This is a genomic window from Povalibacter sp., from assembly GCF_036520495.1.
Lineage (GTDB): Bacteria > Pseudomonadota > Gammaproteobacteria > Steroidobacterales > Steroidobacteraceae > Steroidobacter.
The window spans coordinates 28006-49179 of record NZ_DATDJO010000006.1; the positions used below are offsets into that span (position 1 = coordinate 28006).

Annotated in this window: 15 protein-coding genes; 12 read left to right on the plus strand and 3 right to left on the minus strand. The window is 60.8% G+C overall.

Annotated features, from left to right (window positions below):
• Positions 1-242: 242 nt before the first annotated feature.
• Positions 243-629 carry a cytochrome c family protein gene (locus VIZ63_RS02235; protein WP_331607853.1) on the plus strand — a complete coding sequence of 129 codons (387 nt, stop codon included), beginning with the start codon at positions 243-245 and terminating at the stop codon, positions 627-629.
• A 157-nt stretch (positions 630-786) separates the two neighbouring features.
• Here VIZ63_RS02235 and VIZ63_RS02240 read toward each other — a convergent pair whose 3' ends face one another.
• The gene (locus VIZ63_RS02240) at positions 787-1491 is read right to left on the minus strand and encodes an amino acid ABC transporter permease (protein WP_331607854.1); all 705 of its coding nucleotides are present in this window, start codon (positions 1489-1491) and stop codon (positions 787-789) included.
• Between the two features lie 31 nt (positions 1492-1522).
• Positions 1523-2299: an ABC transporter substrate-binding protein gene (locus VIZ63_RS02245; protein WP_349261104.1), complete on the minus strand. Its 777-nt coding sequence runs from the start codon at positions 2297-2299 to the stop codon at positions 1523-1525.
• Between the two features lie 159 nt (positions 2300-2458).
• On the opposite strand from VIZ63_RS02245, the gene VIZ63_RS02250 reads away from it, so the two are divergent.
• On the plus strand, positions 2459-3193 hold the full coding sequence (locus VIZ63_RS02250) for an amino acid ABC transporter ATP-binding protein (protein WP_331607856.1): 735 nt from the start codon (positions 2459-2461) through the stop codon (positions 3191-3193).
• Positions 3194-3226: 33 nt separating this feature from the next.
• On the opposite strand, the gene VIZ63_RS02255 is transcribed toward VIZ63_RS02250, so the two are convergent.
• Positions 3227-4219: a DUF1028 domain-containing protein gene (locus tag VIZ63_RS02255; protein ID WP_331607857.1), complete on the minus strand. Its 993-nt coding sequence runs from the start codon at positions 4217-4219 to the stop codon at positions 3227-3229.
• 380 nt (positions 4220-4599) lie between these two features.
• Here VIZ63_RS02255 and VIZ63_RS02260 point away from each other — a divergent pair, with 380 nt between their 5' ends.
• The 10 genes from VIZ63_RS02260 (at position 4600) to VIZ63_RS02305 (ending at position 21169) form a co-directional block, all read left to right on the plus strand.
• On the plus strand, positions 4600-7542 hold the full coding sequence (locus VIZ63_RS02260; RefSeq protein ID WP_331607858.1) for a TonB-dependent receptor domain-containing protein: 2943 nt from the start codon (positions 4600-4602) through the stop codon (positions 7540-7542).
• Positions 7543-7665: 123 nt separating this feature from the next.
• Entirely contained in the window at positions 7666-8562 is an 897-nt protein-coding gene (locus VIZ63_RS02265; RefSeq protein ID WP_331607859.1) for a dihydrodipicolinate synthase family protein, read from the plus strand.
• A gap of 1 nt (position 8563) precedes the next feature.
• Entirely contained in the window at positions 8564-9982 is a 1419-nt protein-coding gene (gene hydA / locus VIZ63_RS02270) for a dihydropyrimidinase (protein WP_331607860.1), read from the plus strand.
• A gap of 8 nt (positions 9983-9990) precedes the next feature.
• Entirely contained in the window at positions 9991-11181 is a 1191-nt protein-coding gene (locus VIZ63_RS02275; RefSeq protein WP_331607861.1) for an ArgE/DapE family deacylase, read from the plus strand.
• A 2-nt stretch (positions 11182-11183) separates the two neighbouring features.
• Positions 11184-14081, plus strand: a complete 2898-nt coding sequence (locus VIZ63_RS02280; RefSeq protein WP_331607862.1) for an FAD-dependent oxidoreductase — start codon at positions 11184-11186, stop codon at positions 14079-14081.
• Positions 14082-14134: 53 nt separating this feature from the next.
• Entirely contained in the window at positions 14135-15580 is a 1446-nt protein-coding gene (locus tag VIZ63_RS02285) for a M24 family metallopeptidase (protein WP_331607864.1), read from the plus strand.
• Between the two features lie 106 nt (positions 15581-15686).
• Positions 15687-16352: a GntR family transcriptional regulator gene (locus VIZ63_RS02290; RefSeq protein ID WP_331607865.1), complete on the plus strand. Its 666-nt coding sequence runs from the start codon at positions 15687-15689 to the stop codon at positions 16350-16352.
• 323 nt (positions 16353-16675) lie between these two features.
• Positions 16676-18400: a DUF885 domain-containing protein gene (locus tag VIZ63_RS02295; RefSeq protein ID WP_331607866.1), complete on the plus strand. Its 1725-nt coding sequence runs from the start codon at positions 16676-16678 to the stop codon at positions 18398-18400.
• Between the two features lie 5 nt (positions 18401-18405).
• Positions 18406-19881, plus strand: coding sequence for a M24 family metallopeptidase (locus tag VIZ63_RS02300; protein ID WP_331607867.1), 1476 nt, complete (start codon positions 18406-18408; stop codon positions 19879-19881).
• A 22-nt stretch (positions 19882-19903) separates the two neighbouring features.
• A complete protein-coding gene (locus VIZ63_RS02305) occupies positions 19904-21169 on the plus strand; it encodes a M20 family metallopeptidase (protein ID WP_331607868.1) in 1266 nt (421 codons plus the stop codon).
• Positions 21170-21174 lie beyond the last annotated feature (5 nt).

The window sequence follows — 21174 nt, forward strand, 5'->3', positions numbered from 1 at the left end:
CCGTCTGCGATGGCCAATAAAGTCATTGAGGGTTGGCTGGCGCTTTGCGCCGTAGACTTGCTGCGCCAGGCTTCAGTGAAATCCCTGAAGCCTGCGTGTCCGTGGTGTAAATCGTTCCGGCAGACTGGGTTACGATGCCGATCCCTGCGAGTGAGCTGAACGATTCCACGCTCATCCTGTCGTACGGCTATACCTTGCGTTGTCGCGTGAGTTTATTTTTGATGGTTCAGGAGACGAAGTCAGTGCGATCGAGAGTGTTGTTGAGCGTCGCGATGCTGCCGGTGTTGTTTCAGGTTTCGCAGGTACGTGCTGACAGTGTGGGTGATGCCGCGTCGGGCAAGCGTCTGTTTGGCCAGTGCATGGCATGCCATGTGGTCAAGGCCGATGCACCACGCATGATGGGGCCGAATCTGTACGGTGTCGTTGGCCGCAAGGCCGCAGCGGTTCCGGACTTCGCTTATTCGGCAGCGATGAAAAACTCGGCCGTCGTATGGAACGAACAGGAACTCGGTGAGTACCTGAAGAAGCCGGCGGCGTTCATGCCGGGCACATCGATGGTCTTCTTCGGCGTTCCCCAGGACCAGGCTCGCGCCGACATCATTGCCTATCTCAAAGAAGCGGTGCAGTAGCGAAGGCAATGTCAGCTGGCCGGTGGAGCGAGCGTGCCGGCCAGAATCGATGTCGCAATGTGACATATCCGCTGGTCTCTCGCCGTTCCAGCAAACCGCCATTCGATCCTGGACGGAGGCGCAGGGGAGCGGAAGATGTCCCTCACTACGGTGCGCGCTATCGCTGCTCGCTCAGCTGCGGGGGCCGTGCGGGGCCATATGCGCGTCCGAAATGACGTTCGATATGGCGCTGCGCGATGTCCCAGATGCTGGTCATCAGCAAGTAGTACAGCGCGGCCACCAGGAACAGCTCCAGCACCATGAATTCCTCCTGGATCAGCACCTGCGTGCGGCGTAGCAGCTCCTCCATGGAGATCACTGAGGTTATCGATGTTGTCTTGAGCAGCCCATTGATGCTGTTCCCTAGCGCGGGAGTGATCAATCGGGTGGCCTGAGGCAGGATGACGTAGCGCATGGCTTGTGCATGGCTCAGGCCAAGCGCTTTGGCTGCATTGGTTTGCCCTGCTGGCACGGACTGGATCCCGCCGCGGATAATTTCGGCGAGGTACGCCGCTTCATTCAAGATCAGTCCCAGAAGCGCAGACTGTATGACGGACAGCTTGATCCCGACTTGTGGCAGGCCGGTGTAGATGATGATCAACTGGACCAGAAGCGGCGTGCCGCGGAAAATCCAGATGTAAAACCCGGCGATGGAGGAAAGCCGTTTTAGCTTCGAAACGCGAGCCAAGGCCAGCACTGCTCCCAGGATCAATCCGCCCGCAATGGCGGCCAGTGTGAGCCACAAGGTGGTAAGCGCACCCCCGAGTAGATAGGGATTGAACAGGTAGTCCAGAAATCCCATCCAGTTCCAGCCTTGATTCATCGAGTCGGTCTCCACGCAAACGATCTGAAGTTCAGGTCATCGGTCCGTCAACTGCCTGAGCACCATCGATCGGCTGCACCCCGTATTGATCGAGCAGTTTCTGGAAACTGCCGTCCCTCTTCATGTCGTTTATCGCTCGTGCCATGGCCTCTGCGAGCTCCTTGTTACGCGCAGCGAGCGCGACGGGAGTGGGGAAGAGGCCGTGCAAGACGGTGTCGAAACCTCCGCGCCGCGCATACTCCGTGCTCGTCGCATCGATGCACACTGCCGCATCGAGCTGCCCGGCGCGCAGCGCCTGAAACGCCATGGAGAAGTTTTCGAACGTACGGATCGTCAGGCCTTTCATCCCCTTGGCGATGAGTTGTGCATGAAGTTCCCGCGCTTTGCGTTCCTCGAAGCCACCGATCTCCACGCCGACGCTTTTTCCCGCGAGGTCGTCGGTAGTCCGGATGCCCTGCGGATTTCCCTTCACCGTGCTGATACTGATCGCCTGCGCTTCGTACGGCAGCATGTGCATCAGCTTCGCGCGTTCGCGCGTATAGAAGATTCCGGTGTTGATCACGTCCCAGCGTCCGGATCGCAATCCGGGAATCATCGTGGTGAACTCGGTGCGTACAAACTCAGGTTTCAGGCACAACCGCTTGGCGATTTCCTGGCCGAGTGCGACGCGCATTCCCTTGAGTTCCCCGGATCGGTCCACGAACTGCATCGGAGGCAGCGTGGGATTGATCGACATGACGAGACTGCCTTTCTTCACGAGCGCCCCATCCGGGATAGTCGTCGTGCACTGACTGGCGCGCGCTTCCATCGTCGTCAGTAGAAGCGCGATCGATAGTGCGGCAACGGGTGGTAGTTTCACTTGAAGGTCCTGAAGTTTTGCGATTGAGATGATTGATCGCGCGCGCGGCCCGTATAGTATTGAGGCACGCATGCGGCGCATGCGAGACCAGGTGTACGGGAGCGCGCAATGATAGTGATCGATCGAGTGAGCAAGTGGTACGGCGCGAGCCAAGTGTTGAGCGAATGTTCCGCGAGCATCGCGAGAGGCGAAGTGGTCGTCATCTGCGGGCCCTCCGGATCAGGCAAGTCGACGTTGATCAAGTGCGTGAATGCACTCGAGCCGTTTCAGAAGGGGGATATCAATGTCGATGGCATCTCGCTGCGTGATCCTGCCGTGGATGTCAATGCACTGCGGTCCCGCGTCGGCATGGTGTTTCAGCATTTCGAGTTGTTCCCGCATCTGAGTATCGAACGAAATCTCACGATTGCGCCGATGAAAGTGCTCGACCGCACCGAGGCGGAGTCGCTTGCACGGGCGAGAGAGTTGCTGGAGCGGGTGGGCATGAGTGCACATTCGCACAAGTATCCGAGCCAGCTTTCCGGTGGACAGCAGCAACGCGTCGCGATTGCGCGAGCGCTGGCAATGGATCCGGCAGCGATGCTTTTCGACGAGCCCACATCCGCGCTCGATCCTGAGATGGTCAGTGAAGTTCTGGATGTCATGGTGCAGCTCGCCGGCGACGGGATGACGATGCTCTGTGTCACCCATGAGATGGGCTTTGCCCAGAAAGTTGCTGATCGGGTGATTTTCATGGATGCCGGTCGAATCATCGACGACTGCCCGAAGGATGAATTCTTCGGGAACACCGCTGCGCGTCCCAAACGCGCACAGCAGTTTCTGTCGAAGGTGTTGAAGCACTGACGCGAGCGTGGCGCGCTGTCCCGGAAGGAATCGTCACAGAGCCAGCTTCGGAACGAATTTCTTGTCGGACAGCAATCGGTCATAGGCCGCTTTGGTTTCGCTTGCTTCGATTGCCCGGGTCCAGTTCGCCGCAAACTTGTCGGGATCGATGGCCTTCGCCTGCTGAATGCTATCGATGGCCTTCTGCTCGTCTCCCATCAGATAAGCGATGAAACCCTGATGAATGCGGTCGGCGCTGTTGTGAGGTTCCCAGCGCACCAGATTGTCCGCGAGCAGCATCGCGTCGGCATACTTTCCCAAAGCCACGAGCGGCGCGCGTTTTCCGCGCAGGCTCCACGCCAGTTGCAGCGGAAGCTGCCGTCCAAGTTCGTGGACAGGGTCCTTGTGGTCGTTGACGTTTACATAGGCGAGGCGGTCATTCGCGAAGGCGGAGCCGCCTCCCTTGCGCACGACCATCAATCCGGCGGACTGTCTGCCGCGCCGGTCACCGCCTGCGTCATCGCCAGCCTTCAGGGCCGCGTATAGACGTTCGGCGAGTTCGCCTCGCGAAGACTCGAAGGCCGCGGCCATCGCCTGCACGACGTGCTGGCCCGCAAGAATGTTGCCTTGAACGCTGTAGTGAGTGCCCGTGATGTGGCCTCGCCATTCGTTTGCCAACGGGCCCGTGTAGACAGCAACACTGCCCTTCGCGTCGACTACGGCCACCTGGCGACCCTCCTTGCGGGGGTAGGGATCTTCCGCCAGCAACTGGTCGACCACCTGTTGAGCGCTCAGTCCCTGCTTGAGCAGTTCCAGTCCTCGGGGACCATAGCTGCCATTCATGTGCGCCTGCGTAGCCACAGCGCCCACTCCAGGTTCAGCCCAGGGCACGTGATTGCCAACGCCGAACACCAGCGAAGCCACTGCGACGCCCAGGTCGCCAGTCTCCGGGTCGAACGCAACGATGGAAAACGTGGCGAGCGCCGGTTGTGCGAAAAAACACACGATCGCCGCCATGAATACCTTACACAGGGAACGCGCTTGCATTGTCTGTCCTCGTAGTGCGGTCAATAGCTGGATCAGAAAATGCAAGTGGTATGCCAGCGGGATTCCAACTGTCAAACGCAGAGTGAACTCGCGCAAAGCCGTTGATTGACGCCTACCGATCCCACCTTCGCGTCACTGGCGGACACGTTCTCTCCGTAAAGCGGGCACGAACTGTCGCCATAACTGTGCAGAGAGCAAGCCAGCCGCACCAGAGCGATACAGTGCCGCAGGCCGACAGGAAGGCAAGAAATCCGTGCAACCGGAAAATTCACGGGGGATTCCCACATCCCGACGATGGTCCTGAGCTGGCATGGCTGTTGCACGATCGGTACGCCGGTGGGATACCACTGGTATCTCGAATGTGTGCGACCGGAGGATATATGCAGAAACTAACAATCGCCGGCCAGAACAGTCTGGTGGTCGGAGCAGCGGCGCTCCTGACGTTGATGGTGACGGGCGCTTCAGACAGTAAGGCGCAGGATGTGGCGGCCGATGGGGTCGTTCACGAAGTGGTGGTGACGGGATCGAGGCTGCGGCGCGATGACCTGTCGGCTCCAAGCCCGACGATCATCATGTCGTCTCAGGAAATCCAGATGTCCGGTCGCGGCACGCTAGAAGGCATGTTGAACGAACTGCCTCAGGTGAATCCAGATACCGGCGCGACCACGTCCAATATTGGTCAGGCAGGTCTGCACACCGCGGACCTTCGTGGACTCAGACCCGAGCGCACGCTGGTTCTCGTGAACGGAAAGCGGTTCACCCCTGCCAATGAAAGCGGCCTGGTGGATCTTTCACGCATCCCCTCAGCACTCGTCGAGCGTGTCGAGGTGACAACCGGCGGTGCCTCGGCTGTATACGGATCCGACGCCATCGCGGGCGCCGTCAACTTCATCATGCGCAAGGACATCGACGGGCTCGAGGTCAAGTACGACTACGGCCAGACATTCGAAAGCGACGGTGAAACCCAGAAGCTGGATATCCTGTTCGGCACTGACTTTGCCGGCGGTCGCGGCAACATGGTCCTGCACGCGGGCGTTTACGATCAGAAGTCTGTGGTATTCCAGGATCGGGACTTCTCGCGCATCAATATCGACGTGCGCAATGGACGGCTGGTTCCGGCCGGTACCTCCAACAATCCCGGTACCAGTTTTTTTCTGACGCCGACGCAGATCAATCAGCTGGTCGGCGTGGATCTCGCCGATTTCACGACCGATCGCGATTACTCGAGCGGCGGAGCGGGGAGCTGTACGCAGGTGCAGGGCATCCGGTTCGGGCGCGATGGTGTCCCGCTGCCGTATTGCGATCCGCAGGATCGCTTCAACTACAACACCGGCAATTACATGATGCGGCCCTACAAGAGCCACAGCATCAGCGCGCTAGCGGATTACGCGATCAACGATTCGATAAGCGCATACACGGAGTTGTTCTACACGAACAATCAGAACTCGTGGAATCTGAACGTTGCCTCGTTCATGCCACAGACGAGTGGCTACAACTCGCTGCTGTTGCCGAACTATGCAATCAATCCGGTGCTGTTCCCTGCGACCCGTGACTTCCTGGTGTCGAATGCCGCGATCTTCGATCCGGATGGCGACGGCAACGCGCAGATCTTCGCTGCGGGACGCAACCTCGCGGAAGGTGGTTATCGAAATTACAGCTACGACAACAGTTCCTACAGCATGACCGGCGGCCTGCGGGGCAAGGTGCCGTTCGTTGGCGGTGACTGGCAATGGGACAGCTTCTATCAGGTGCAAAAGGCAACGGAGGCGCAGAACCAGACTGGCGGCGTGTCGCCGCTGCGCATGTCTCTCGGCTTGGATGTCGTTGTCGATCCGGTCACCGGCGTAGCCCGATGCCGCAATGCCTACTCCGGATGCATTCCGATCAATCTGCTCGGCATCGAGGCGGCGACGCCCGAGATGCTGGCATTCCTCACGCCGGAGAAGGGCGATCAGGAGTATTTCAATCGCGATGTATTCCAGATTTCAACGAATGGCACTTTGTTCAATCTGCCGGCCGGCCCGGTGGCGACTGCCATCGGTTTTGAATGGCGTGAGCAGGGTTATCGCTTCCTGCCCGGTGGTTTGAACGAAAGCGGACCGCAGGGCAGTCAGCAGCCCAGGATCGACGCTTCGACCGATGTGTGGGAAGTGTTCACGGAGGCGCGCGTACCTATCATCGCCGACGTTCCGGGCATCGATTCGCTGACGCTTGAACTTGCGTATCGATACTCCGACTACTCGACCAGCGGTGGAGTCGGTACGTACAAGGGCGGTCTCGAGTATGCGCCGGTCGACTGGCTGCGCTTCCGCAGTGCTTACAATCGGGCGGTGCGCGCACCGAATCTGCGCGAGCTCTATGCGCCGCAGACCCGAGGATTCGAAGGTGGCGAGGATCCCTGTGATTCCGAGCTGAATCCGTCCCAAGCCGTGCAGGATTTCTGCGTTCTCACGGGTGTGCCTGCCGACACCATTGCGAACTTCGTGCCCAGCGTGGATCTGAGCGGCCGGCGCGGCGGCAACCCGAACCTCGTTCCCGAGGAGTCCGACACCATCACGGTCGGTTTTGTTGCTTCGCCGTCATTCATTCCGGATTTCCACCTCACGGTCGACTACTTCAATATCGAGGTGAACGACTCGATCAGCACAGTGACCGCCGAAACGATGCTGCAGACGTGCTACACACTGCTCGATATCAATCACCCCTCCTGCCGTGCTGTCACGCGCCTGCCGAACGGGCTGGTGTACGAAGTGCTGGCACTGTCGAGCAACATCGCCACCTTCGAGGTCAACGGACTGGATGTCGCTTTCGACTACTCGATGGGATTGCCGGACTTCATGGGCATCGGCACCAACGGAGCGGCATTCAAGTTCCGCGGGCTGTTCGGCTGGATGTTCGAACGCAAGAGCCAGCAGATCGACATTGCGCCTGTCGTCGATTGTGCCGGCAAGATGGGTACGAACTGTAGTGGCTTCGGCAACCGTCCGATCCCGGACTTCACCGCAAAGATTGATTTCCGATACGTCAGCGGCGATCTGTCGCTTGGTGCGACCTTGCGTCATATCGGTGAGTTCGGCTTCGTGGACGGTGACGCTCGTGCCGCCGTGTTCAACGGCAAGGTCGCTGCGGAGAACTACTGGGATCTCGATGCGAGCTACAACCTGCGGGATTCGTTGAATCTCCATGCAGTAATCAAGAACGTCAACGACGGACAGCCGACGGTACTGGGTCAGGGCCTGGCCGGCGATGCGGGTGTGGACGTGGGTCTCTACGACGTGCTGGGTCGACGCTTCATGGTCGGTTTCAACTACAAGTTCAACTAGAGGCGGACGACGGCCGGAGGTGATCGCCCCCGGCCGTCTGCAGCGAAAGTCTCCGGCAATGCGGCCCGGGTCGCGACGCAAGCGGCGGAGAATCGTTCACAAGACGGCGACAACATGTGAGTTATGCAGAAATTCAAAGGGACCTTTACGATGATGATCACCCCCTTCTCGGGGGATGGTTGCCGGATAGAGGAGGCGGTGCTCCGGGATTTCGTCGACTGGCAGATCGAACAGGGAGTGGCAGGGTTAATTCCCCTGGGAAGCACAGGGGAGTTTCTTTCACTGTCGGATGAGGAGCGACATCTCGTCGCGAGCGTTGTCATCCGGCAAGCCAACGGACGAGTGCCGGTGATCATCGGTACGGGCGCGGAGTGCGCCACCGATGTCGTGCGGTTCAGTCGCGATGCAGAGGCGCTCGGTGCATCCGGCGTCATGGTGATTCCTCCGTTCTACAGTACGCCCACCGAGGACGAGATCGAGCGTCACTACGAACTCGTCGGCAAAGCGGTCTCGATTCCGGTGATGGTCTACAACAATCCGGCGACCGCGAATGTCGACATGTCGCCGCAGCTGCTTGCGCGGTTGTCGAAGATCGAGAACGTCGCCTACGTCAAGGAATCGACCATGGACGCGACGCGAGTGCGCGACATCGCTCGGCTCTCCGACAATCGCATGGGCGTCTTCGGCGGCATCCTGGGTTTCGAATCGTTCATGAATGGGGCGGTCGGGTGGACCGCCGTAGGTGCGAATGTCATGCCTCGGGATTTCGCAGCGATGTATCGGCTGTGTGTGACGAGCGTCGATCTGGAGGCGGCACGGGATCTGTACCGCAAGATTCATCCGGTGATCGAGATCGTCGGCAAACATCGCTACGTGAGTGCTACGAAAATGATTCTGGAGTTGATGGGCCTGCCGGTCGGACCGCCACGGCCGCCGCGACTGCCGTTCGATGGGGGGAATCTTGGATGGGCCAAACGCATCGTTGCTGAGATGGGCCTGACGTTTCGCGGAGGTGGCTGACATGTCTGAGCTGGATCTGATTATCAGGAATGCCGAAGTCGCAACGGCCACGGATGTGTTCGTCGGCGATATTGGCATCGCAAACGGCAAAGTGGCCCAGCTCGGCACCGTCACGGCGGACGCACGGCGCATCATCGATGCGCGAGGACGCTTGATGACGCCGGGCGGCGTCGATGGTCATTGCCATCTGGATCAGCCGAGTTCGGACGGCTCGGTGATGGCCGACGATTTCGCCACCGGTACGCTTTCGGCGGCGTTCGGCGGCACCACCACGGTTCTGCCGTTCGCATGCCAGCAGAAGGGCAACACCCTCCGTGCAGCAATAGAGGACTATCACCGCCGTGCGCATGGCAAACCCGTGATCGACTACGGCTTTCACCTGATCGTGAGCGACCCGACGCCGACCGTGCTGGGAGAGGAGTTGCCCGCGCTGATTCGCGAGGGCTACACGCATTTCAAGATCTACATGACCTACGACGATCTGAAAGTGACCGACCGGCAGATTCTTGATCTGTTGGCGCTGGCTCGTGTCGAAGGCGCGATGCCAATGATCCATGCGGAGAATGATGATTGCATCGCCTGGCTCACGGATCTGCTCGAGGAGGCCGGTAAAACCGCGCCGCGATTTCACGCCGAATCGCGACCGACGGTGATCGAGCGAGAGGCGGCGCATCGCGCGATATCGCTTGCCGAACTCATCGACGTCCCGGTGCTGATTGTGCACGTGTCGAGTCATGCGGCCATGTCCCAGATCGAACAAGCCCAGTCGCGCGGAATCCAGATCTTTGCCGAGACCTGCCCGCAGTATCTTTTTCTGACTGCTGACGATCTGGCCGCTCCCGGATTCGAGGGAGCCAAGTGCATCTGCAGTCCACCACCGCGCACGCGCGATGACCAGGAACACATCTGGCGCGGTCTTCGCACCGGCGTATTCCAGGTCTTCTCGTCAGACCACGCGCCTTACAGCTTCGAGGGAACGAGCGGCAAGCGGGTTGCCGGCGCGAGCGCAAAATTTCGCGCCGTGCCCAACGGCGTTCCCGGAATCGAGACGCGTATGGCGCTGCTGATGTCCGAAGGTGTGATGAAAGGGCGCATCGATATCCACAAGTTCGTGTCGCTCACCGCCACGGCGCCCGCGAAGATCTACGGGCTCTATCCAAAGAAGGGATCCATCGTGCCTGGCTGCGATGCCGACCTGGTAATCTGGAATACGGAACGTCCGTTCACGCTGACCAACGACAGACTTCACCACAACGTCGACTACACCCCCTATGAAGGCATGCAGCTGTCGAGCTGGCCGGACATGGTGTTCTCGCGCGGGGAGTTGATCATCGAGAACGGCGAGTGCCTGGGTCAGCGCGGTCGGGGCCAGTACCTGAAATCGGCACGACGCAGTGCCGGCCGTTCCGCCGTCGCCTGATGCTGTTGATGAGCACGCACTCGAACAACGATCCCGCGAAAGTCATCCTCGGCTTTCTCGAAGACCTGGTCAGGATCCCGACGGTCTACCCGCCCGGCAATACACAGGCGATTTCCGCATATCTGCATGCGACGCTCGCAGCGCTGGGATACGCGACGAAAACCTACGCAGCAGCGCCCGGCCTGGACAACGTGATCGCACGCATGGGAGCCGGTCGCCCCTCGCTGGTCTTCAATGCTCATGTCGACACGGTCGGTACTGGCGATCCAACGCTGTGGACGCATCCGCCTTTGGAATTGTCTGTGAAGAACGGGTACTGCTTTGGTCTGGGTGCCGCGAACTGCAAGGGCAGCGCCGCAGTACAGCTGTGGCTGGCAGCGGAGCTGGCGCGCAGGGGAGGGCCGCGACGAGGTGAGGTCGTCTTCACGTTCGTGACCGATGAAGAAAGTCTTGGGCAGCACGGCATGTATGCGTTGCGCGAGCAGGGTTTGATCAGGCCGGACATGTTGCTGCTCGGCGCACCGACCGCGAACGCGGTGATCAACGCCGAGCGCGGCGTTTTATGGGCACAGGTCACCACCACGGGACGACCGGCTCATGCAGGTGCTCCTGAACGCGGCGACAACGCCATCGCTCGCATGATGCGAGTACTGCAGCATCTCACAGCCCGAATGGAGGTGTTACTGAAGGACCGCACCGACGGGGACATGTGCTCCACGTTCAATATCGGACAGATCAATGGCGGCACCAACACCAACGTAGTGCCAGCACGTTGTTCTGTGCAGATCGATCGGCGACTGCTGCCCGGGGAATCCGTCGAGGAGGCTTTCGCAGAAATTGAGTCCATCGTTCGATCGGCGGGTGAGCCGCGGGCGGCGGTCTGCGTCGAACAACTGCGCGGTACTGACGGTTTTCGATCGATCGCTGCGGAACTGGTCGAATCGCTGTGCGCTGCGATCACTACGGTTACCGGTGATCCAGCCAGCTTTGCGAGTGCGATCGGTGTCAGCGACGGACGGTACTTCGCGGCGGACGGTATCGAGATCGTCAACTTTGGACCTGGCGAAGGCAGCGAAGGACACGCGAGTAACGAATCCGTTTCGATCGACTCGCTGCGATCGAGCGCCATGATACTGGAGCGCATGGTCGGTGCGCTGATGGGCTACCGGGACGAGCCCGGCCACTTGCCTCGCGACTGATTATGACGCGGCTCGGAGGCAGCAGTATTCAGGCATGTGGGGCTGAGATCGCCTTCGACATGGACGGTGTGCCGGTCACCGCGATCGAGGGCGAGACTGTCGCGGCAGCGCTGCTCGCTGCCGGCAAGGTCCAGTTCCGCCGCGACAGGGCCGGTGTGGCGCGCGGTCCCTTGTGCGGGATGGGCGTGTGCTTTGACTGCGAAGTCGACATAGACGGTGTGCGTCAGCGCGCGTGTCTCACGAAAGCGCGTGCGGGCATGAAGATACGGTCATCGCACTACCGTGTCGGCGGTATCAAGCCGGGCGGTGGTGTCGTTCGGCATGAAGAGATCGTCTGTGAAGTCCTGATCGTCGGCGCGGGCCCGGCCGGGATGACGGCAGCAGTCGCGCTGGCTGACGCGGGCATTGCCGTCGTGATCGTGGAAGAGCGAGCAGAACCGGGCGGACAATATTTCAAGCAGCTCGCTCCGTCGCAGCGTTTCCAGAAAGATGCGGACAATCAATATGCAGAGGGGCGCCGACTGATCGGTCGCCTTGCCGAGACGACGGCGAGATTGATCACAGGCGCAACTGTCTGGGGTGCGTCGCGGTTATCGCAGCGTGGTCGGCTGCGGTTCGAGATCGGCGCGGCGCAACGCACGTTCGCTGTGGAGACGAGCCACGTCATTCTGGCGACCGGTGCGTTCGAATCCGTGCCGGCGTTCACTGGTTGGACCCTTCCTGGTGTTCTGACGACCGGCGCGGCGCAGGGATTCGTCCGTTCCTATCGCGTTGCACCGGGCAGAAGGGTGCTCATCGCGGGCAACGGCCCCCTGAATCTGCAATTGGCGGCCGAGCTGCTCGACGGCGGCGTTGAAGTAGTGGGTGTCGCAGAAGCTGCGCGCCGGCCGTCCTTCCGCAGCGCTCGTTCGTTGCTCGGCGCATTCCTGGCTTCTCCGGGACTCATGGTGCGCGGTGCCGGGTATCTCGCGACGCTTCGCAAACACCGGGTGCCTCTCTGGTTCGGCTACCACGTGGTCGCTGCCATCGGCGGGGATCGCGTGAAGGCGGCAACCATCTCATCGCCTGGCGGCGATGAGATGACATTCGACGTAGACACTGTGTGCGTCGGCTATTCGCTGCAGCCTGCCAACGAACTGGCACGTCTGCTCGGCTGCCGTCACGTCGCAAATGACACGGGAGTTCTCGTACCGGTACGCGACGAGAATGGGCAATCGAGCGAGGCGGGCGTTTTCGTTGTGGGCGATTCCGGCCGGATCGGCGGCGCGCACGTCGCAATCGCGGAAGGCGCGATCGCGGCGGCCGCCATCGCGAACGAATTGTCCAAGCCGCTTGCACCGCCGGGTCGCTATCGCCGGCAACTGCAACGACATCGCAGGTTTCAGCGCCATTTATGGACGTTCTATCAGTCGACGCACGACAAGGGGCCTGCTGCGGACGTGATCGTCTGTCGCTGCGAGCGCGTCACCGCTGGCGAACTGACTTGCTTGCTGACGAGCGGCATTCGAGATGGCGACAGCCTGAAGCGTATTTCGCGCGCAGGCATGGGCATGTGCCAGGGACGCTACTGCTCGCGTCGGATCGCAGCCCTCATTGCCGAACACACGCTCCCCAATGCCGGGCCCACTTCGATCGCCACTGCGAGAATGCCTGTGAAGCCGACGCTCATTGCGGGAATCGCGGCAGAGAAACCCGAGTGGCATGGGTACCGCACGACACACCTGCCGGCGACGGCCGCGAGTGCGGGTGACGACGGCGGTTTTCAGGACGCACAGGTGCTGGTCATCGGCGCCGGAATCATCGGTGTGTCTACTGCGCTGTATCTGGCACGGGCGGGTGTCGATGTGCTCCTCATCGATCAGGGTGCGGCCAACGGCCAGGCGTCGGGGGCCAATGCCGGGAGTCTGCATCTCCAGTTGTTGTCGTGGGACCTCGCAGAAGAACCCGCGGCGCGCGCCATCGCTGCCGAGACTGTGCGATTGCAACAGCTCGGAATCGCGGCGTGGCAGGAGCTGCAGCACGAAGTCGACGGGGATTTCGAAATGCGACTCAGTGGCGGCATCGTCGTTGCGGAAACCGACGCCCAGATGGAATTCCTCGCGCAGAAAGCGGCGCTCGAGCGCAAGTTCGGCGTCGCCGTGGAAATGCTCTCCGGCAGCGATCTGCAAAGGATGATTCCCGCGGTCGCGGATACGATGATCGGCGGAACCTATTGCGGCGGCGAAGGCAAGATCAATCCGATGCTGGCCACGCCCATGGTTCTGCGCAAGGCGCTGCAGGCGGGCGCCAGATTTGAAGCGAATGTCGCGGTCTGTGGTATCGAGCCGGTCCGCAATGGCTATCGGGTTGCCACCACTCGCGGCACGATTCGCTGCGGCAAGATCGTCAATGCGGCCGGTGGCTGGTGTGCGGGAATCGCGGCTCTGGTCGGCGCCAGCCTGCCCGTTCAGGCAGCTGCGCAGCAGATGATCGTTACGGAGCCGACGGATCTCAAGATCGACTACCTGCTTGCGCTGTCGCAGCGGCACCTGACGATGAAGCAGGCGCCGAACGGCAATCTTCTCATCGGCGGTGGCTGGCCCGCGGCGTTCGATGCACAGCTCGGCAAGGCAGTGACCTTGCGCGACAGCATCGAAGGAAATCTATGGGTAGCGCAGCGGGTCGTCCCCGCCATCGGGCAACTGCGCATGCTGCGAAGCTGGGCGACTGTCGGCGTCATGATCGATGGCGCGCCAATTCTCGGTGAGCTTCCCGGCCGTCCCGGCTTCTTCAATGCTGTCGGCGCCAATGGCTACACGATGGGCCCGATTCTGGGCCGCATCACGGCAGAACTCGTGACTACCGGTGCGCCATCGACCGATGTCCGCCCGTTCGCGGTCGAGCGCTTTGGTGCGCGCTGACGCAGCGGTCCCGCTTATCCATTTCCATGCGTTACAACGATGAGGTGATGACGATGCTGATACAACCCGTTTCGGTCCGGATCGCTTTGCTTGCGTGCTGTGCGATGACGGTGAGTGCGTGTGGCTCCGGCATATCGGCCCCGTCGGCGGACAAGTCGCAGACGGCGGCTGGCAAGGCAGCGAGCGTGACCACGTATGGTATCCCGCAGTCGAAAGAACGCTTCGAGATTCAGACGCGCCTGATCGCGGACAAGCTGGATCGGGCCCTGCTGCCCGCGATGCGCAATCAGAAGATCGATATGTGGATCGTCCTGGATCGCGAGTACAACCCGGACCCGGTCCATGTCGAACTCGGTGGGCGCGGCACGGGTGTGCGAGCTGCGTACATTTTCTACGACAATGGCAGCGACAAGCCGGAAAAAATCTACTTCGGCTCGCACGAGCAACCGGCCAACTCGGTCATTGCGCGCGTGTATGACGTTAAAGGTTACTACGGTTACAGCAAGGAGGGCCTGACACCGCACCTGCGCAAAGCAGTTTTCGACCGCGCGCCCAAGCGCATCGGAATCAACATGTCGCCGACACTGCCCTCGGCGGATGGCATAACCGCGACATTGCGGGACTATCTCGCACAGACGATCGGACCGGAGTTCGCCAAGCGCCTGGTGTCTGCGGAACTGGTGATACGGGACTTCAGGTTGAGTCGCACGGCGCTCGAGACGGAACTCTACACCGACCTGGTGCGATGGTCGGCGATGTGGATGGAGGAAGCGTTGAGCACGCAAAATGTGACAACAGGCAAGACGACTGCAGCGGACATAGCGTGGTGGCTGAAGGATCGTGCGCTGGAGCTGGGTCTGACGGGTGGCGGAACGGTCCGGGTCGTGCGAAGCGGTGAGCTGCTTCCCGTGCACGATCCGGACATTGCCATGGAGCCGGGCGACATCATCGGCATCGACGGCGGGCTGGAGTACAACGGCTATAAAGTCGATATCAAACGGACGGCCTACATCCTTCGATCCGGCGAGAACGCCATGCCGGCAGGTCTGCAGGCAGCCTGGAAAGCTACGCATGACATGGCCGATCGATATGTCGAGAACATGCAGATCGGCAAAGTCGGTCACGAGATCTGGGCCGCGGTTAACGCCCAGGCTGAATCGCTGGGCTATCACGCAGTCGGCCCCGATGCTGGTGGTGACGCCGTAACCGGAAACCGACCGGAGGTCGGCATCTATGGGCACTCGGTAGGTACCGTGGCGCACGATATTGGCGCACGAATCGCTGCAAACATCCCCTTCGCTTATGGTGACCGGGTGCGTTATCCGCTCGTGGAAGGCGAATGGGTCTCCATCGAGTTTCACGTGAGCACGCCGGTGGAGGAGTGGGACGGCAAGACTTGGTACGCGCGATTCGAAGAGACGGGGCAATTGACCCGCGACGGCATCAAGTGGCTGGTGCCGATTCAGAAGGATCTGTTTCTGATCCAGCCCGCTGGCTGAGCAGGCTTCGGTGGGTTGCGTGCATGGTGGCTCTTGCGATTGATTGCATTGAGACTACTATGCCCGCAACACCACGCGCAGCGTGCAGCAGGACACAGCGTCGACGATGGCACGGAAATCACAGAAGGGCGCGCAGCCGCCGGGCGATACGCTCGAGCAGGCGGCGTATGAAATGTTGATGCGCAAGATCATGGATCGATCGCTGGTCGGAGGGGCCGTCATCCAGGAACGCAAGATGGCGGACGCCTTCGGAATTTCCCGTACTCCGATGCGCCGGGCGCTGGCCAAACTCGAAGGCGAAGGACTGCTGATCCGCCTCACCGACCGATTGCTGTCGGTGAAGCTGGTTTCACTCCAGGAGTGCCTCGATGCGATGGCCGTGCGCCTGCTGATCGAGCCGGAGGCAGCGCGTCTTGCCACCGGAAGAATTCCTGCGCCGAAGCTTGAAGAATTGAAGAGTCAGTTGGGCGACCTCACGACTACCAAGAATCCCAGCCGCGATATGCACTGGGCGCTCGATGACAATCTGCACACTGCCATCGCGCAATACAGCGGCAACAAGGCCATTCTCGATACGGTGGCGCAACTGCGTCGTACGACCCGAATGTTCGAGGAAATGGCTGTGCCGCAGCCGACGTGGTCGCCAGGCACCGAAGAGCATCTGAAAATCATCAAGGCCATGCAGCGTGGTGATCCCGGGAAGGCTGCGGAAGCCATGCGCGTTCACCTGGTGGTGTCGAGAAAAAACGTTCTCGGCATGCTCGATCAGTAGGTTTCTTCGCGCAGCCACATCCGTCCGTTGCGCGAGCGGCGGAGCTACATCCGGAACGTCGTTTCTCTGAGCGCTCCAATTCAGCGCAACCCTGCGCTGACGCGCAGAATGCATCCGCACCGGCGATGCCGATCGCCGCGCTCCGCGTCGAAATTTCCAGCGCATACACGCCAGCTTCCGCGCGTGCCAAAACTGCACGTGGCCACGGTGCGTCCGGCCCATTTCAGTGCAAAAACGCTCGTATCTTCCTGCGCATAGCAACCGTTGCATGGAGGTATCCGGGTGGTATACATATGGAATCCCCAATGTCATGAGCCTACGAAATGAAGCACCGGACGACAGGCGTAGCCACACAGCCCTCGTATGCGTTTCCTCGGCCGCTGCGTTCCACGGCAGTTCTTGCGGCCGCTTTCGCAGCGCTTTGCTGTCTGTCGCTGCCATCGGCGGCGCAATCAACGGCGGCGACGCAGTTGCAGGCGTTCATCGACTCCTACGTAGCGGAGAACGAACACCCCAAACTTACGTCGCTCAGTGCGCAGTCGTTTACCGAAGAGCTGGCGAAGACGCAGGCGGACCTCAAGCGATTGCGCGCGATCGACACGACGAAACTCACGCTCGACGAGCAGATCGACTGGGAATTCGGTCACAGCATTCTGCGCGGCGACGAAATCGAACAGCAGTTGACCCAGCCCTGGAAGAAGGATCCGCGCGTCTACATGCGCTTCAATGACATCGCGCGCGCCATCGGACAGCCGGGTGAGATTTCCGCCAAGGCGGACGACGTGTTGAGCCGGCTGAAACTGGTGCCGGAACAGATCGAGAACGGCCGGAAGAATCTCGAGCAGTACGTTCCCAGATTCCAGGAACTCAGTGTCTTCATGGCCACTGGCGCCGTGTCGATGCTGGATCGCGATGTGCCGGCGTTCGCCAGGACTGTGCCGGGTCCCAAGCAACCGCAGCTGCTGCAAGCAGCTGCCGCCGCGAAGCGTTCGATGGAGGGATACATCAGATTCCTCGAGACGGATTTGCCCAAGCGTCCAGCCGGCGACTTCGCCATCGGCGCCGCAGCCTACAACGCGATCCTGAAGGACCAGTACCTGCTTTCCTATGACGTGGACTCGCTGTTCGAGTTCGCGAAGCAGGAGTTCGACAAGACGGTTGCGGAGATGGAGGCGGTTGCCAGAAAGATCGATCCGGGCAAGACCTGGCAGCAGCTGTGTGAGGAGATCAAGAACGACTATCCGGATCCGCACAAGATGATCGAAGTTCACCAGGAGTGGGTGGACAAGGCGAAGCAGCACATCCTTTCGAAGGGCCTCGTGCCGATTCCGTGGAAGGAGCGCGCGAACGTGGTGCCCCGCGCCGAATACCTGCGCAAGTATTCCTACTACGGAAACTTTTCGCGCGCACGCAAGCCCGATGCGCAGGGCGTCCTGGTGGCGGAATGGATGATTAATCCATTCGAAGATCAGTGGGACGAGAAGACGAAGAACGAATACCTGGTCGAACACGATTACGGCGTCATCATCGTCACGGCCCCGCACGAGACTTATGCGGGCCATCATGTGCAGGGTCTCTACCAAATGCACAACCCGAGCAAACTTCGCCGGACCAATGGCATTTCCATCTTCAGCGAGGGCTGGGGCCTGTACAACGAGCAGCTGATGCGCGAGACCGGCTTCTTCCCCAATGACCGGATCGTGTTGCGGGCGTTGCAGCTGCGACTGTGGCGCAACGCCCGCGTCATCTGGGATGTCGGCATTCACAGCGGCAAGATGAGCTACGAGGAGGCGATCTCGCTGCTGAGCGATCGCGTCGGATTCCTGCGCTGGGCTGCGCAGCTCGAAGTGGACGGCTCCGCTGCATCGCCGGTCTATCGCATCGGCTACTTTCTCGGGATGAGCGAAATCCTGCGCCTGCGCGCGGATTATCAAAAGCTCATGGGCGACAAGTTCACGTTGTCGGACTTCCACGAGAAGCTGCTCAAGGTCGGGAACATGCCGCCCGCGCTGATGCGCAAGGGGCTGCTCGCCAGCATCACCGAGTGACTTCCATGCGATTGACGTTATTGCCTGCTCTCTGTGCGTCGGTTCTGTGTGGACCGACGGCAGCCCAGACACTCGATCGTTTCCAGGGTGTGGAGTTGCTGCGCCATTCCGCTCAGTCCGGCGGAGAGGTTCTGCGTCTGATCAGGAACGACAAACTGGACCTCGTATTGCCGGGCGCCATGCGCGACAACGGCGTCGACATGTGGATCCACGTCACCCAGCAGGGCGATCAGGATCCCATGGCGATGCAGTTCGGTGAAACGTACGGCTACCTGGTGTTCACGGATCGGGGCGGCAAGATCGAACGCGCCGTGTTCGGTGGCGCGGGTGCGGTTGAGAAGATCGATGTGCGCGGATCGGCTGCCATCGCGCGCGCATTGTCGAGCTACGACGCGGGCTACCGGCTTGCAGAGGGATATGGCGACGAGGTGTACGACGAATTCCGCAAGTTCGTTGCGGAGCGAAATCCCAAGACGATCGCCGTCAACAGTTCGACCTGGTTGCCCGTGGCGGATGGCGCGTCGCATTCGGCTTATCAGCGACTGACCAAGACGTTGGGGCCAGAGTACTCGGCGCGGTTGGTCTCGGCGGACAAGGTGATCACCGACTACATCGTGCGGCGCACGGTGCGTGAAGTGGCGGCTCAGATCACGACGCTGGAAATCTCGCGACAGATCGCGCTGGAGGCGCTGGCACGGATCCGTCCCGGCGTGACAACCATTCGCGAGATCACGAGCTGGGCGATGGAGGAGGCGTTCAAGCGGGGCGTTGGCGAGTACCGGACCTGGTCGCCTGGCGGCATCCGTCTTTACTACTCGGAGAAATCCAGGCCGACAACCGTGCCGAACTCTCGTTGGTGGATCGTTCACGGAGACTACGTTTTCCAGCGAGGCGATTTCTTTGCATTCAACATGGGTGTCAACTACCTGGGGTTCGGTACAGACACGAAGACGCATGCCTACATTCTGCGCGATGGCGAGGCGTCAGTGCCAAGGAGCCTGCAGCACGCTTTCGATCAGGCGAAGCGCGGTCAATGGATCATGCGCGACAGCGTCAGGATCGGTATGACCGCTGCGCAGGTACTGGATGCGGTCGTTGCCGCGATGGAGAGGGAGGGTTACATCCACACGCCGTTCAGGAACAGTTCGGTCGGCGCCGTGCGTGACGACATACCCGACGAGGACTATGTGACGTTGCAGAAGGCGCTGCGCACCACGAACAAGTCAGGGTTCTACGTCGATCTTCATAGCTTCGGCAACACCGGCGTGGTCGGGCCGTCGATCTCGAACTTTCGTCCGGATGTTCATCACCTGAAGATTCAGGACAACCACATCTTCGCGTTCGAGTATGCAGTGCATACCAACCTGCCGGAACGTCCGGAATTCCCGATCTCGATCAACATTTCCAATCCACAACTCGTGACGCCGAAGGGAGTGGAGTTCATTCAACCGCCCAACGAGACCATCACATTGATACGTTGAGCGCGCGGCATCGGAGGTGGATGTGAGTTTGCCCGGCCCGGTCATCACGTTCCAGCAGGCGGTTGCGATGGCGCAATCGCGGCGGGGCGAATTGCAGGATCTCTTGTTCAGGTTGGTGTCGGTCCGCAGCCTGTCTGGCGAATCTGCGGAATCGGCGCAGAACGTCGTGCTCGATTTCCTGGCGACGCTGCCCTATGAGGTCGAGCTCACGGCAGACCGGCCGAGCGACTTCAGCAAGCACGAGGAGTTCATGCCGCCTGTGCCCGAAGGCGAGGGACCCTTCGCCAATGTCGTTGCACGTCCCCGGGGACAAGCGGGATCGAACAGCGCAATCTTCGCGCACATCGATACGCATCACGTCGTGGACGGCTGGACCAGCAATCCGTATCAGCCGGCAGTCCGCGATGGACGTTTGTACGGACTCGGTGCCGCAGACGGTAAGGGCGGTGTCGCAGCGATGCTGATTGCGAGTGCAGCTCTGACCGCCAGCGGCGGGCGTGCTCCGCTGCTGATCTGCTGTCATGGGAAGGGTGGCGGCAGTCGCGGTAGCCTTCCAGTCTTCGAGCGCCTGCGGCAAAGGCAGGAGCCGATTCATGCCATCGCGTACGCACACCCGGCAGAGACGGGCAAGGGACTCTCGCATGTCAAGCACGTCGTGCGCGGTGTGGTCGATCTGACGCTGACCGTCACCGGCTGGCTCGGCGAGCCGCGCGAGATCGGTTTGCCGGACTCGGCACCGTGGTCGGAGAGCGGGGATGCGCTGCAGACCTGCCTGCAGGCAATCGAGCATCTGCGTGGAACAGTCCTGAAGAATTACGAACTGAATGTTGGACGCTTGCACGCCGGCGAACGTGTGGGGACCGTGCCCTTGGAGGCGCAGGCACAGCTGCGGTTGCTCTTCGATGATGCGGTGAGCTGGCCGGTACTCGTGCGGCACATCGATGCGGAGCTTCAGGCATTCGCGCAGTTGCGCGCCGCATTCGCCTTCTCGCTCGAGCCTGGCGCAATGCGATCGAACTTCGGCTCTGTCGCCTGGGATGCACCTCCGAGCCGCACTGTCCGTGATGCAATCGAGCAGATTGCGGGTGTGGCACCACGTTCCTACACCAATCACTACAATGGCGACATCCGCTTTCCACTGCGTCTGCTCGGCATACCGGCCTTTGGAATCGGGTCGCTCGGCGGAAATTTCTATGGCCCCAACGAGTGGGTGGATGTAGACGACCTGGTCCGGCTGGTTGCCGTCCTGATACTGACAACCTCCCGCTGGAATGAGGGAGAGGTGTGACTGCA